This window comes from Testudinibacter sp. TW-1 (assembly GCF_050613185.1).
In the GTDB taxonomy this organism is placed as follows: Bacteria; Pseudomonadota; Gammaproteobacteria; order Enterobacterales; family Pasteurellaceae; genus Chelonobacter.
The window spans coordinates 575629-590178 of record NZ_CP192511.1 but is presented as its reverse complement, the minus strand read 5'-3'; the positions used below and the strand labels follow the sequence as shown (position 1 = coordinate 590178).

12 protein-coding genes, 1 tRNA gene and 3 rRNA genes are annotated in these 14550 nt (G+C 48.8%); 5 read left to right on the top strand and 11 right to left on the bottom strand.

Translation table 11 applies throughout. The features are described from left to right. Positions 1-243: 243 nt before the first annotated feature. The 4 genes from ACQ31U_RS02870 (at position 244) to rrf (ending at position 6022) form a co-directional block, all read left to right on the top strand. A 16S ribosomal RNA gene (locus ACQ31U_RS02870) occupies positions 244-1783 on the top strand. A 75-nt stretch (positions 1784-1858) separates the two neighbouring features. After that, positions 1859-1934: transfer RNA gene (locus tag ACQ31U_RS02865), tRNA-Glu, on the top strand. A gap of 306 nt (positions 1935-2240) precedes the next feature. Further along, positions 2241-5692: ribosomal RNA gene (locus ACQ31U_RS02860) — 23S ribosomal RNA — on the top strand. 214 nt (positions 5693-5906) lie between these two features. After that, positions 5907-6022 (top strand): 5S ribosomal RNA (gene rrf, locus ACQ31U_RS02855). The 16S, 23S and 5S rRNA genes sit together here with 1 tRNA gene alongside, the layout of an rRNA operon. A gap of 283 nt (positions 6023-6305) precedes the next feature. On the opposite strand, the gene ACQ31U_RS02850 is transcribed toward rrf, so the two are convergent. From ACQ31U_RS02850 to mog, 4 genes are all read right to left on the bottom strand, one after another. Next, positions 6306-6893 (bottom strand): MalM family protein, encoded by a 588-nt coding sequence (locus ACQ31U_RS02850; protein WP_431054267.1) that lies wholly within the window; start codon positions 6891-6893, stop codon positions 6306-6308. An 84-nt stretch (positions 6894-6977) separates the two neighbouring features. Beyond that, on the bottom strand, positions 6978-7436 hold the full coding sequence (locus tag ACQ31U_RS02845; RefSeq protein WP_431053593.1) for a DMT family transporter: 459 nt from the start codon (positions 7434-7436) through the stop codon (positions 6978-6980). 6 nt (positions 7437-7442) lie between these two features. Beyond that, positions 7443-7781, bottom strand: coding sequence for a nitrogen regulatory protein P-II (gene glnB / locus ACQ31U_RS02840; protein ID WP_431053592.1), 339 nt, complete (start codon positions 7779-7781; stop codon positions 7443-7445). A gap of 9 nt (positions 7782-7790) precedes the next feature. After that, on the bottom strand, positions 7791-8378 hold the full coding sequence (mog, locus tag ACQ31U_RS02835; RefSeq protein ID WP_431053591.1) for a molybdopterin adenylyltransferase: 588 nt from the start codon (positions 8376-8378) through the stop codon (positions 7791-7793). A gap of 77 nt (positions 8379-8455) precedes the next feature. Here mog and ACQ31U_RS02830 point away from each other — a divergent pair, with 77 nt between their 5' ends. Next, complete coding sequence (locus tag ACQ31U_RS02830; protein WP_431053590.1) at positions 8456-9094, top strand: DJ-1/PfpI family protein; 639 nt, start codon at positions 8456-8458, stop codon at positions 9092-9094. Positions 9095-9100: 6 nt separating this feature from the next. Here ACQ31U_RS02830 and ccmI read toward each other — a convergent pair whose 3' ends face one another. From ccmI to ACQ31U_RS02795, 7 genes are read right to left on the bottom strand one after another with little or no spacing between them, the layout of a single operon-like run. Then, the gene (gene ccmI / locus ACQ31U_RS02825; RefSeq protein WP_431054266.1) at positions 9101-9997 is read right to left on the bottom strand and encodes a c-type cytochrome biogenesis protein CcmI; all 897 of its coding nucleotides are present in this window, start codon (positions 9995-9997) and stop codon (positions 9101-9103) included. Beyond that, the gene (locus ACQ31U_RS02820; protein ID WP_431053589.1) at positions 9994-10473 is read right to left on the bottom strand and encodes a cytochrome c-type biogenesis protein; all 480 of its coding nucleotides are present in this window, start codon (positions 10471-10473) and stop codon (positions 9994-9996) included. The genes ccmI and ACQ31U_RS02820 overlap by 4 nt, the downstream gene beginning before the upstream one ends. Further along, positions 10461-11024, bottom strand: a complete 564-nt coding sequence (locus ACQ31U_RS02815; RefSeq protein ID WP_431053588.1) for a DsbE family thiol:disulfide interchange protein — start codon at positions 11022-11024, stop codon at positions 10461-10463. The genes ACQ31U_RS02820 and ACQ31U_RS02815 overlap by 13 nt, the downstream gene beginning before the upstream one ends. Then, positions 11014-12993: a heme lyase CcmF/NrfE family subunit gene (locus ACQ31U_RS02810; RefSeq protein WP_431053587.1), complete on the bottom strand. Its 1980-nt coding sequence runs from the start codon at positions 12991-12993 to the stop codon at positions 11014-11016. The genes ACQ31U_RS02815 and ACQ31U_RS02810 overlap by 11 nt, the downstream gene beginning before the upstream one ends. Continuing rightward, positions 12990-13544, bottom strand: a complete 555-nt coding sequence (gene ccmE, locus ACQ31U_RS02805) for a cytochrome c maturation protein CcmE (RefSeq protein WP_431053586.1) — start codon at positions 13542-13544, stop codon at positions 12990-12992. The genes ACQ31U_RS02810 and ccmE overlap by 4 nt, the downstream gene beginning before the upstream one ends. Further along, a complete protein-coding gene (ccmD, locus tag ACQ31U_RS02800) occupies positions 13541-13768 on the bottom strand; it encodes a heme exporter protein CcmD (RefSeq protein ID WP_431053585.1) in 228 nt (75 codons plus the stop codon). The genes ccmE and ccmD overlap by 4 nt, the downstream gene beginning before the upstream one ends. Next, positions 13765-14520: a heme ABC transporter permease gene (locus ACQ31U_RS02795; protein ID WP_431053584.1), complete on the bottom strand. Its 756-nt coding sequence runs from the start codon at positions 14518-14520 to the stop codon at positions 13765-13767. The genes ccmD and ACQ31U_RS02795 overlap by 4 nt, the downstream gene beginning before the upstream one ends. Between the last annotated feature and the right edge of the window lie 30 nt (positions 14521-14550).

The window sequence follows — 14550 nt, the reverse complement described above, 5'->3', positions numbered from 1 at the left end:
GCGGTTAGTTTAAAAATCGCTTGACGAAAAAATGGGATTGTGTAGAATGACAATCCTTTCCTTGAAAAGAAGGAAACTGTTCTTTAACAATATATCAGACAATCTGTGTGGGCACTTGTGCAAGGCATTGGTAATTTAAAGATTTAAAAAACTAAAGTCTTAATGAGTGCTGATAGTAAATTCATAATTGAAACTTTTGTGGTTTCAACATTATAGTCAGAAATTCGTTGAGCGATTGAACTTGAATTGAAGAGTTTGATCATGGCTCAGATTGAACGCTGGCGGCAGGCTTAACACATGCAAGTCGAGCGGTAACGGGGGAGAGCTTGCTCTCTTGCCGACGAGCGGCGGACGGGTGAGTAATGCTTGGGAATCTGGCTTATGGAGGGGGATAACTACGGGAAACTGTAGCTAATACCGCGTAATGTCTTAGGACTAAAGGGTGGGACTTTCGAGCCGCCCGCCATAAGATGAGCCCAAGTGAGATTAGGTAGTTGGTGAGGTAAAGGCTCACCAAGCCGTCGATCTCTAACTGGTCTGAGAGGATGACCAGTCACACTGGGACTGAGACACGGCCCAGACTCCTACGGGAGGCAGCAGTGGGGAATATTGCGCAATGGGGGGAACCCTGACGCAGCCATGCCGCGTGAATGAAGAAGGCCTTCGGGTTGTAAAGTTCTTTCGGTGATGAGGAAGGTGTTTTGTTTAATAGACAGAGCAATTGACGTTAGTCACAGAAGAAGCACCGGCTAACTCCGTGCCAGCAGCCGCGGTAATACGGAGGGTGCGAGCGTTAATCGGAATAACTGGGCGTAAAGGGCACGCAGGCGGATAGATAAGTGAGATGTGAAATCCCCGAGCTTAACTTGGGAACAGCATTTCATACTGTTTATCTAGAGTTTTGTAGAGAGGGGTAGAATTCCACGTGTAGCGGTGAAATGCGTAGAGATGTGGAGGAATACCGGAGGCGAAGGCGGCCCCTTGGACAAAGACTGACGCTCATGTGCGAAAGCGTGGGGAGCAAACAGGATTAGATACCCTGGTAGTCCACGCTGTAAACGATGTCGATTTGGGGGTTGCCTGTATGGGTGGCTCTCGAAGCTAACGCGTTAAATCGACCGCCTGGGGAGTACGGCCGCAAGGTTAAAACTCAAATGAATTGACGGGGGCCCGCACAAGCGGTGGAGCATGTGGTTTAATTCGATGCAACGCGAAGAACCTTACCTACTCTTGACATCCTAAGAAGAGCTCAGAGATGAGCTTGTGCCTTCGGGAACTTAGAGACAGGTGCTGCATGGCTGTCGTCAGCTCGTGTTGTGAAATGTTGGGTTAAGTCCCGCAACGAGCGCAACCCTTATCCTTTGTTGCCAGCATGTAAAGATGGGAACTCAAAGGAGACTGCCGGTGACAAACCGGAGGAAGGTGGGGATGACGTCAAGTCATCATGGCCCTTACGAGTAGGGCTACACACGTGCTACAATGGCGTATACAGAGGGAGGCGAGAGTGCGAGCTTAAGCGAATCTCTTAAAGTGCGTCGTAGTCCGGATTGGAGTCTGCAACTCGACTCCATGAAGTCGGAATCGCTAGTAATCGCAAATCAGAATGTTGCGGTGAATACGTTCCCGGGCCTTGTACACACCGCCCGTCACACCATGGGAGTGGGTTGTACCAGAAGTAGATAGCTTAACCGGAAGGGGGGCGTTTACCACGGTATGATTCATGACTGGGGTGAAGTCGTAACAAGGTAACCGTAGGGGAACCTGCGGTTGGATCACCTCCTTATATATGACTGATGATTTTGTATAGGTGTTCACACAGATTGTTTGATAGATTTGAGAATAACGTGTTATGGTCGCGGTCCCCATCGTCTAGAGGCCTAGGACATCGCCCTTTCACGGCGGTAACCGGGGTTCGAATCCCCGTGGGGACGCCATAACACGATATTTTTGAATCGTATCGGTGAAAACCGATTTGTTCTTTAAAAATTTGGACACAAGCTAAAAACTGAAGAGAACTCAAGCGTTCGAGAGGACGTAAGAGCTGAGTATTCGAAAATCGAGCAATCGAGAATCGAATTGGGCTTGTTTGGTGAGAAAAGGCACTGAGCAGGTCAGCGTAGGGAAACTTACGCACGAGTCAATGGAAGACGGCTTTGGGAATGGAAAGCGGACTGAACGAAACGGGCACGAAAGTGGTTAGTTGAAATGAAAGTGCGGTCTGAAAATTCTTGAGGTTGTATGGTTAAGTGACTAAGCGTGCAGGGTGGATGCCTAGGCAGTCAGAGGCGAAGAAGGACGTGCTAATCTGCGAAAAGCGTGGAGGAGTTGATAAGAAGCGTTAATACTCCACGATATCCGAATGGGGAAACCCAGTAGATGAAGAATCTACTATTGTTAACTGAATCCATAGGTTAACAAGGCGAACCGGGAGAACTGAAACATCTCAGTACCCCGAGGAAAAGAAATCAATTGAGATTCCGTAAGTAGCGGCGAGCGAACACGGAGAAGCCGTTAGTGATAGTAAGTGAGTTAGGAGAATGAGTTGGGAAGCTCAATCGCAGAGGGTGATAATCCCGTATCCGAAGGCACAGTTACGGTACTAAGCTAACAGCAAGTAGGGCGGGACACGAGAAATCCTGTTTGAAGATGGGGGGACCATCCTCCAAGGCTAAATACTCCTGACTGACCGATAGTGAACCAGTACCGTGAGGGAAAGGCGAAAAGAACCCTGGTGAAGGGAGTGAAATAGAACCTGAAACCCTGTACGTACAAGCAGTGGGAGCCCTATCACTCAAGTGTATTGAGAGTGGTATAGAAAACGTTGAAATGCGGTTAACGTTTTGCGAAGCAAAACGGTCAACCCCAAAATCAATCAGGAAACTGATGATTAATCGGCGTGTGAAAGGGGCGTTTTACGAAGTAAAACGGCAATCCGAAAGCAGTATGCTTGAGGATAGGGTGACTGCGTACCTTTTGTATAATGGGTCAGCGACTTATATTGTGTAGCGAGGTTAACCGAATAGGGGAGCCGAAGGGAAACCGAGTCTTAACTGGGCGAAGAGTTGCACGATATAGACCCGAAACCCGGTGATCTAGCCATGGGCAGGTTGAAGGTTGGGTAACACTAACTGGAGGACCGAACCGACTACTGTTGAAAAAGTAGCGGATGACTTGTGGCTGGGGGTGAAAGGCCAATCAAACCGGGAGATAGCTGGTTCTCCCCGAAATCTATTTAGGTAGAGCCTTAGACGAATACCTTCGGGGGTAGAGCACTGTTTCGGCTAGGGGGTCATCCCGACTTACCAACCCGATGCAAACTGCGAATACCGAAGAGTACTATCTAGGAGACACACGGCGGGTGCTAACGTTCGTCGTGAAGAGGGAAACAACCCAGACCGCCAGCTAAGGTCCCAAAGTCTATGTTAAGTGGGAAACGAAGTGGGAAGGCTTAGACAGCTAGGATGTTGGCTTAGAAGCAGCCATCATTTAAAGAAAGCGTAATAGCTCACTAGTCGAGTCGGCCTGCGCGGAAGATGTAACGGGGCTAAAACATAGCACCGAAGCTGCGGCATTCAGATGACAGATTTCAGATGTCAGGAGACAGTATGGCAATCAAGTTTGAAGATTTGAAGGTGTTTCAACGCGCTTATAAAGTGTCGTTGGAAATTCATCAAGCGAGCTTGGATTTTCCTAAGATAGAGCAATATGCGTTAGGAGACCAAGTTAGACGGGCAAGCAAAAGCATTTGTGCAAATTTAGCCGAAGGTTTTGCAAGGCAACGTACTAAAGCGGATTTAAATCGATTTCTTAGCATGGCAATAGGCAGTGCTGATGAAATGCGAGTTTGGTTAAGATACTGTTATGACTTGAAATATGTAGATGAACAAGATTGGCAAAGATGGCGTAATGAATACGAAGAAATTGCGAAGATGTTACAAGGTTTTGGTAAAACACCGAAACCTGACGTCTGAAATCTGTCATCTGATTGGGTAGGGGAGCGTTGTGTAAGCGGAAGAAGGTGGCTCGAGAGGGCTGCTGGACGTATCACAAGTGCGAATGCTGACATAAGTAACGATAAAGGGGGTGAAAAACCCCCTCGCCGGAAGACCAAGGGTTCCTGTCCAACGTTAATCGGGGCAGGGTGAGTCGGCCCCTAAGGCGAGGCTGAAGAGCGTAGTCGATGGGAAACGGGTTAATATTCCCGTACTTGTGATAAGAGCGATGTGGGGACGGAGCAGGTTAGGTTATCCGGGTGACGGAAGTCCCGGTCCAAGCGTGTAGGATGGATGATTAGGCAAATCCGGTCATTTATATCAGAGGCGTGACGGGGAGACTCCACGGAGTCGAAGTAACCGATACCACACTTCCAGGAAAAGCCGCTAAGCTTATCTTATCATAAACCGTACTGAAAACCGACACAGGTGGTCAGGTAGAGAATACTCAGGCGCTTGAGAGAACTCGGGTGAAGGAACTAGGCAAAATAGCACCGTAACTTCGGGAGAAGGTGCGCTGACGGTAATTGAAGTCCTTAACGGATAGAGGTGAAGTCAGTCGAAGTGACCAGCTGGCTGCAACTGTTTATTAAAAACACAGCACTCTGCAAACACGAAAGTGGACGTATAGGGTGTGACGCCTGCCCGGTGCTGGAAGGTTAATTGATGATGTGAGAGCATTTGATCGAAGCCCCAGTAAACGGCGGCCGTAACTATAACGGTCCTAAGGTAGCGAAATTCCTTGTCGGGTAAGTTCCGACCTGCACGAATGGCGTAATGATGGCCAGGCTGTCTCCACCCGAGACTCAGTGAAATTGAAATCGCCGTGAAGATGCGGTGTACCCGCGGCTAGACGGAAAGACCCCGTGAACCTTTACTATAGCTTGACACTGAACATTGAATTTTGATGTGTAGGATAGGTGGGAGACAGAGAAGTATTAACGCCAGTTAATATGGAGTCGTTGTTGAAATACCACCCTTTAAGGTTTGATGTTCTAACACAGACTGCGGCACGCGGTCGTGGACAGTGTCTGGTGGGTAGTTTGACTGGGGCGGTCTCCTCCCAAAGCGTAACGGAGGAGTACGAAGGTTTGCTAATCACGGTCGGACATCGTGAGGTTAGTACAATGGTATAAGCAAGCTTGACTGCGAGACGGACATGTCGAGCAGGTGCGAAAGCAGGTCATAGTGATCCGGTGGTTCTGAATGGAAGGGCCATCGCTCAACGGATAAAAGGTACTCCGGGGATAACAGGCTGATACCGCCCAAGAGTTCATATCGACGGCGGTGTTTGGCACCTCGATGTCGGCTCATCACATCCTGGGGCTGAAGTAGGTCCCAAGGGTATGGCTGTTCGCCATTTAAAGTGGTACGCGAGCTGGGTTTAGAACGTCGTGAGACAGTTCGGTCCCTATCTGCCGTGGGCGTTGGAAAATTGAAAGGGGCTGCTCCTAGTACGAGAGGACCGGAGTGGACGCACCGCTGGTGTTCCCGTTGTTTCGCCAGAAGCATTGCGGGGTAGCTATGTGCGGGAGAGATAAGTGCTGAAAGCATCTAAGCACGAAACTTGCCTTGAGATGAGTTTTCCCAGTCTATAAGACTGTAAGGGTTGTTTAAGACGAAGACGTAGATAGGCGGGGTGTGTAAGTGTAGTGATACATTGAGCTAACCCGTACTAATTGCCCGAGAGGCTTAACCATACAACGCTCAAGGGTTTTACCCAAAAGCCGAGAGAAAGTTGTAAGAAAAGACAAGAGACGAAAGAGCGAAGTAAGAAGCTCGAGTAGGGCTCGAGGAGTTTGAATCAGATTAGCTTGTGACCGAATAGGAATAACAGCGAAAGAAACGCTGAAAGAATAAAAAATAGAGAACAAAACAAAGTAAGAAGAAGCAAAAACAATCAAGCCGAATTATTCCGGCGGCGATAGTGCGGTAGCACCACCTGATTCCATGCCGAACTCAGAAGTGAAATGCCGTAACGCCGATGGTAGTGTGGGGTCTCCCCATGTGAGAGTAGGACACCGCCGGATATTATATTAGAGAAGCAGAGCCCCTTGTAGCGATACAAGGGGTTTTTGTTTTGGGCGAAAAAAATCCTAAGACAAGAAAGCTAAGCAATACGAAGAAATACCCGTGCGGTTTGCAGTGAAGTTCAATGAGAAAAGTATGGCAACAGGCTGGATTTTGGTAATAATCAGCCTGAAAGTGCGGTCAAGCGCTCTTTGAAGAAAGATAGGTTCGTTATTTATATTTTTTACAGATATAAAAAACCACCTCGAATTGAGGTGGAAAGGGAAAGTAAAAAGGCAGGTCTTACTTCTTAGAAATATTATCAATAAAAGTTTTGCGCGGAGAGGATAATCCCAGCTTTTCGGCTTCATTCACCAGATTCATTGCTCTGTCAATATCGTTTTGTTTTAAGGCATTGCGAATGGCCGTATTGAAATAGCGCTCGGTTTCTTTTTCTACCGGCTTAGTTAATGTTGTGCCAGCAGCTTTGGCGGTGTTACCGATAGTTTGCGGCGTTGTAGACTTATCTTTGAAAGACGGCATTTGCATACCGATAAATTGCGCACTTTGTTTGCCGTCGACACGGATTTGAATTTTACCGTTACGGCTGTGTTGCGCCCGTAAATCGTCAATTGCCGGCGGCTGGTTGCCTCTGGCTTTGGCGTAAAGTTTTGCCGGGTGGGGAATCAAAGTACTGCCTTGCAAATCGTCAGCTGCGGTATAAACCAGCAGATAAATATAATCCTGATTCGGCGTCGGGGTTAGGTTGAGTTCGGTACTCAAGCGATTTGCTTGCAAACCGCTCTCGTGCTGCAATTTAAACACGGATGAAGGGTAGGTTGCGGCTAAATTGTAATTGGCATCTAACACCGCAACTGTCGGGACGAACAGCGCTTTATTGTCGGAAGAAAGAATGGTTGACTCTTGATTAGGGAAGTCGGTGATCGTGTTAATACGAATAGCTTTAAAACAAAACTACCGGCTAAACCATTTCTCACCATAGAAGAAGAACGTCATGCCGATAAACACGATCATTAAGCCGATAAGCTTCCAGATTGTCGCCGGGCGGATTGGCATTTGGATTAAACCGTAGTGATCGATTAACATTGCCATAATTAATTGCCCGATAATGATAAAAAACAGCATATTGCTCACCCCGACTTTCGGAGCAAGCATAATGGTGGTAAATACCACCAGGGCGCCTAGAGCGCCACCCGTCCATTTCCACCATGGTTGCTGTGGCAGGTTAATCCAAATTTCTGCCAGATTGGCTTTAGTGAGGGTGATTGCCAACAAAACCAAGGTGCCGGTGAAAAAAGAAATGAGCGCGGCGGCAACAGGTTGCCCGCCGACGGCTTTGCTGAGTTGGCTGTTGATTGCGGCTTGGCTGGCAAGCGCAACTCCGGCAATGAAAGCGACAAGATAGAAAAGCATATTGCCCTAAATTGCCTCTTCGTTTTCTTCGGCGGTACGAATACGAATTACGCGCTCGACATCATAAACAAAGATTTTACCGTCACCGATTTTGCCGGTCTGGGCGGTGTCGATAATGGCATGCACGCAAGCCTCGGCTTGCTCGTCGGCGATGACGATTTCCAATTTCACTTTGGGTAAAAAATCAACCATATACTCGGCACCGCGATACATTTCGGTGTGCCCTTTTTGTCGTCCGAAACCTTTGACTTCAGAGACCGTCATGCCGGTGATACCAACATCGGACAGGGCTTCGCGCACGTCATCGAGTTTGAACGGCTTAATAATCGCTTCAATTTTTTTCATCAGATTTCCTTAGTTCTTTTCACGACGTGCGGATTTCGGGCGGAAACTTGTAATCACATCCGGCACTGTATCAATATAAATTCCGTCGATCAACTGTAAGCAATACGGCACTGCGCTAAAAATCCCTTTAACCAGCACATTGCCGTGTTGATCTTTCACCCCTTCCAGTGTTTCTTTAATTGCTTTCGGCTGCCCCGGCAGGTTTAAAATTAACGATTGCTTGCGAATCACGCCCACTTGGCGCGAGAGAATCGCGGTCGGTACAAAATGCAGGCTGACTTGGCGCATTTGCTCGCCGAAACCCGGCATTTCGCGATCGGCAACGGCAAGGGTTGCGTCGGGCGTCACATCACGTTTTGCGGGGCCTGTGCCGCCGGTGGTTAAAACCAAATGGCAATGTTGCTGATCGACCAATTCAATCAATGTTTGCTCTATGATCGCTTGTTCATCGGGAATCAAACGGGTTTCAACTTCAAACGGATCGCATAACGCATTTTCCAGCCAGGTTTGTAATTCGGGAATGCCTTGATCCTGATAAACGCCCTGTGAGGCGCGATCCGAGACCGAAACCAAACCGATTTTTAATAATTTTTGCATAATAATTCTCTTTTGTATGAGGGACAGGCAGTTTATAGTGGGAAATATTATAGCGCGTTACTGAGCTTGTGAGAAAAATGAAGATAAATATTTTACTATTTGATGATTTTGAAACCTTGGATGTATTCGGACCAGTGGAAATCTTGGCACGCATTCCGAATGCGCAATTGAAATATTTCTCATTGAGTGGCGGACTGGTTCAAAGCCGACAAGGATATCAGATCGTGACGGAAAATATTACGGGTTTCGAACCCCGTGGTATTCTTTTAATTCCCGGCGGGCAAGGCACCCGTTTATTGGTAACAGACGCCTCATTTTTGGCGACATTAGCCCAGCTCGTCGAACAGTCGGAATATTGTCTGAGTGTGTGCACCGGTGCTGCTTTATTGGCGTGTACCGCACTTTTAGATCAGCATGCGGCAACGTCAAATAAGAAAGCATTGGCTTGGGTGAAGTCACTCAACCGGCAAGTGCTTTGGCGAGATAGCGCACGTTGGGTGGTTAGTGGCAAGTTCTACACCTCTTCAGGGGTATCTGCCGGAATGGATATGACGTTAGGATTTGTGCGCGATCGTTTCGGCGAAGCCATTGCGCAGAAAATTGCAACGGATATTGAATATATTTGGAATGCCGATCCGGAATATGATCCGTTTACGGATAAAGATGATTTGCGGCTAAAAATAGCAAAGCCGAATAATCACATTATTCGGCTATAAAATAGGTTATTCCGCGGCGGGTTGTTGTATTTTCAGCTCTTCAATCGCGTGGGTCATACTGCGTTGAATCAACGGCACGCGCTCATCGTCCGGCGGCAATTGGCGTAACATCATTTCCCACGACATCAACGCCATTTTGTAATCCTCTTTTTCAAAGGCGCTGAATGCCAACAGGCTGAGGGCTTGGATATTATTGTGATCTTGTTTGATCACTTCGCGCAGTAGCCTCTCGCCGCGCAATTTGTCGTTTTCATCTTGCGAGAACATCAGTACGCGCGCGTAACTGAGTTTGTATTCGTTGTTATCCGGCTTCAGTGCGGTGGCGCGTTGATAGCTGTCCAATGCCAGTTGCCCGTTGCCGGCCGCCATCGCAATTTGCCCCAGTAGCCACCAATTTTCATCGCTGTTCGGATTTTTTTGCAAATCGGCACGCAAGGCGATAATAAAGCGGTGCAATTCATCGGTGGTGAGCGGTTGCTCGCGTTCCTCCGCCAAGCGTTGTTGCAAGTGCGGTAATTCGGCGTGGGCTTGTTCTAACATCGCTTCCGAGTGCCACGAACCAACGCTGAAATAGGCGAGCAGTGCCATTGCCGCTAATGCCAGCGTTGCCGAGCTGAACCAGATTTTCCCGTTTTTCAACGCATTTGCGCTGACCGCACTTTGCTGCTGCGGAATATCGTTTAGCAACCGTTGTTGTAATTCATTTTCGCTCTGTTGCGGATCGTCCAACAAACCTTGTTCGTTGTCCTGTTGCAACTCTTGCAGGCGATCATAGTAGAACGCTTTGTTCAGATCCTGCTGTTGCACCGCACTTTGTGTATTTTGACTACGACGCAATAACGGGAAAAATGCCACTGCCGCCACCACGAGGGTCAGCAGTAAAAAACTTAACCACAGCACTATTTTTTCTCCTTATCGCTGTTCAAAATCGCCTCTAGTCTTTGTTGATCAAGGCGTTGCTGATCGGCATTGACCGCACTTGTGGCCGGCTTTTCCGCAGTCAAGTGCGGTTTACGCCGGAACAGCACAATCACGCCGAGTAATAATAACCCTGCCGGAATCAGCCACAGCAACAAGGTGGAGGCGGTGAGCGGTGGATCGTAAGTGACAAAATTGCCGTAACGCTGCACCATATAATCGACGATTTCGTCTTTGTTTTGCCCTTGCTGTAACAATTCATGCACTTTGGCGCGCATATCATTGGCAATGGTGGCATTTGAGTCGGCAATATTGTTGTTTTGACATTGCGGGCAGCGCAGTTGTTGGATTAATTGCTGGTAGGTCTGCTCCTGTTGCGGCGAGGCAAATTCATAGCTTTCAATCACCGCAAACGCCGGCAGGCTGAACAGCAGCAACGCAAGGATTTTTAAATATTGCACGCGCTATCTCCTTGTAATTGTTCAAATAAAGTTTTGAATCTATCCTGCCACACCGTTTCATTCATATCGCCGGCATAGCGGTAGCGAATAATCCCTTGGCAATCAATCAGAAAGGTTTCCGGCGCGCCGTACACGCCCAAATCCAAACCGAGCATACCTTTTTCGTCCAAAATATTATATTGGTAAGGATTGCCCAGATTTTTCAGCCATTGCACCGCTTTGTCCTGCTTATCCTTATAGTTGATACCGATAATGGTAATATCGCGTTTGGCAAGTTGGTTGAGGTATTGGTGTTCGGCGTAACAGGTCGGACACCAAGTCGCCCACACGTTTAATAGCAGCGGTTTGCCTTGTTGAAACAGTCCGTTGCCTTGCGTCGCTTGTTCGGTAAGCAACGACGGCAAGCTAAAGTGCGGTACGGCTTTGCCGACAAGGGCGGATTCCAAGGCTTTCGGATCGTCCCCGGCGGAATTGCGCGCCAATTGCCAAGCAAACACGATAACCAACGCTAAAAAGGCAAAGAGCGGTAGAAACAGTTTTTTATTCTTCATGCGTTACTCCCGATAGTTTACGATTGCCTTGGGTGATTCGGCTTAAGCGGTAACGGCGGTCAAACATCGACAACAAGCCGCCCAACGCCATAAACACGCCGCCAATCCAAATCCAACGGATAAACGGTTTGTAGTATAAACGTACCGCCCATGAATCATCTTCCAGGCGTTCACCGAGGGCGACGTAAATGTCACGGCTGAAGCCCCAGTCGATAGCCGCTTCGGTCATACTCATGCGGCTGACGGTGTAGAAGCGTTTTTCGGCGTGTAAAATGGTTTCCAGTTTATCGCGATGATAGACTTCGATCACCCCTTTTGCGCCCTCGTAGTTTGCGCCGTCATCTTTGACCACCCCTTGAAACACAAAACGGTAATCGGCAATTTGCGCGCTATCGCCGGTGTTCATGCGCACGTCGCGTTCCACACTGTAATTTTGGCTGAAGGCAATGCCAAATACCGTCATCGCCACGCCGACATGGGCGGCGATCATGCCCCAGTGGGAGCGCGACAGTTTGCTAATGCCTTTGAAAAACGTATGGCGATGGGTGGCGCGTTGCTGCATTTCGTATAGGCTTAAAACAAAAATCAACACTGCCATCATCGTGCCTAAAACCGCCGTGGTGGCAATGCGATCAAACAAAAAGTGCGGTAGCGCAAAACCTGCTACGATCATCAAGACGACGCTGATGATCACCGGTTTACGGATTACGCTAAATTGATCGCGCCGCCATTTGACCAGCGGTCCGATACCCAAAATAAACGAGAATGGAATCATCAAGATTAAGAACATTTGATCGAAGAACGGCGCACCGACCGAGATCGAGCCTAAACCGATCTGTTTATGTACCAACGGCAACAATGTGCCGATAAACACAATCGAAAGTGCGGTCATCAGCAATACATTGTTTAACAACAATAAATTTTCACGCGAATAACGTTCGTAGTGCGTGGTCGAGCGAATTTGGCTGCCTTTGACCGCATACAACGCCAATGAGCCGCCGATCACCACCACTAAATACGCCAAAATATATAAGCCGCGGGTCGGATCGGAAGCAAAAGCGTGCACCGAGACCAAAATCCCCGAGCGGACTAAGAATGTGCCTAACAAGCAGAGTGAAAATGCCAAGATCGCCAATAACACCGTCCATGCCTTAAAGCTGCCGCGTTTTTCGGTGACGGCGAGGGAGTGGATTAATGCCGTGCCGGCAATCCACGGCATGAGCGAGGCGTTTTCGACCGGATCCCAGAACCACCAGCCGCCCCAGCCCAGTTCGTAATACGCCCACCACGAACCCAGCACGATACCAAGGGTTAAAAACAGCCACGCCGCCAACGTCCAAGGACGCGACCAGCGCGCCCAAGCGGTGTCTAAATTGCCGCCCAACAATGCCGCAATCGCAAAGGCAAAGGCGACCGAAAAGCCGACATAGCCCATATACAGCAACGGTGGGTGGAAAATCAAACCGACATCTTGCAACAGGGGATTGAGTTCGCGTCCGTCCACCGGAAAATCCGGGAAAGTACGGTCGAACGGATTGGAGGTGAAGATGATAAACACCAAAAAGCCGATACTGATCAAGCCCATCACCGCCAACACGCGCGCAATCGCCTCCTGCGGCAAACTCTTGCTGAACACCGCAACCGCTGCGCCCCACAGCGACAGTAGCCAGATCCACAGTAACAGCGAGCCTTCGTGCGAGCCCCACACCGCCGATAAGCGGTAATGCAGCGGCAAGTTGGTATTCGAGTTATTGACGATATACTGCACGCTGAAATCATTGACCGCGAACAGATAAGACAGGGCGATAAAAGAAAAGGTCAGGCACAGGAACAGACTGAAGGTCATCGGTTTTGCCAATGCCATCAGCGTGCTATTATTTGTTGCGCAACCATAAGCGGGCAGCAGGGTTAGAAGTACGGCAATCGCCAAGCCCAAAGCCAAAGCGTAATTTCCCAGTTCGGCAATCATTTGTTTGCCTCGATTGTTTGCTGTAAATTTTGTTGGAATTTATCCAGACTTTGCTGATCGCGCTCCGACACACCTTTCAGATCGCCGTCGGATACGCCCATCGGTTGATGTACTTTCTGCATTTGCTGTTCCAACTCCGGCGGCACATAATTTTCATCGTGTTTGGCAAGCACCTCATGTGCTTTTAAGGTTTTTTCATCAATCAACACCCCTTGCGCCACGATACCTTGCCCTTCACGGAACAAATCCGGCAGAATGCCTTCGTATTCCACCGTCACCGACGGCCCGATGTCATTCAGGTCAAACCGCACTTTGAGGCTGTTGGGATCACGCACCACAGTGCCTTCCACCACCATACCGCCGATACGCAAGCGTTGTCCAGGCTGCGGGCGGGTGTCACTTTTATTGTCTTTGCCGTAAATCACTTCGGTCGGGGTGTAGAACAGATCGATATTTTGCCGCAAGGCGTACAACATCAAGCCGACGGCAACGGAGATACCCAATAATACTAACAATAACAGGCTTAAACGGGATTTGCGTCTCGGGTTCATGCTTGTTCTCCTTTGCGATTATTTGCTTCTTGCGCCAATCGCTGTTGGCGGGCTTGGCGTTGTTGTTCTTTGGCAACCCAAGTCAAAATCTGTTTTTTCTCGGCAAAACCGCTAATGATTAAGATTAACAGTGCCGCTACGGTGATACCGTAGCACAACCAAACATAGAAACCGTGCCCGCCCATATTAAAAAAATCAGACCAAGTTTGGAAAAATGGGGTCATTTTTTCTCTCCTTTTACAAACTGTTCAGCCAAAGCCAGCACCCAAGGGCGTTTTTGTTCTTCTTGTAACAATAAGTTGCGATAACGCACTATCGTCAGCCAAACGGATAAAAACAGGAAGCCGAAGATCGATAAAATCAACGGGATCAACATTTCAACCGCCATCGACGGTTTTTCAAATTTGGTGATGGTTGCGCCTTGGTGCAGGGTGTTCCACCATTCGACCGAGAAGTGGATAATCGGCAGATTGATCACGCCGACCACCGCCAAGATTGCCGCCGCTTTGGCGCCGTTACGGCGATCCTGAAACGCGGAATAGAGCGCTAAAATGCCTAAATATAAGAATAATAAAATCAGTTCGGCGGTCAGGCGCGCGTCCCACACCCACCATGTGCCCCAAGTCGGTTTGCCCCAAATTGCGCCGGTCACCAACGCTAAAAAGGTGAAAGTGGCGCCGACGGGCGCCATCGCGATCATGCCGAGATAAGCATGGCGGATTTGCCACACCAAACCGATGGCGCCGGCAATGGCGAGCGAGGCGTAAATCCCCATCGACCAAATCGCCGCCGGCACATGCGGATAGATCATGCGAAAGGCATTGCCTTGTTGGTAATCGGCAGGGGCGAAGCCCAGTCCCCAAATCCAACCGAGCGCCAGCAACAGCAGCGCAAGCACGCCGAAATAAGGCTGAAATTTGCCCAAGAGGTGATATTGGGTTTCCGCTTTCGCGTAAGGGTGTAACCATTTCCACATAGGTCATTTCACTCCATTTCTTTTTAATAT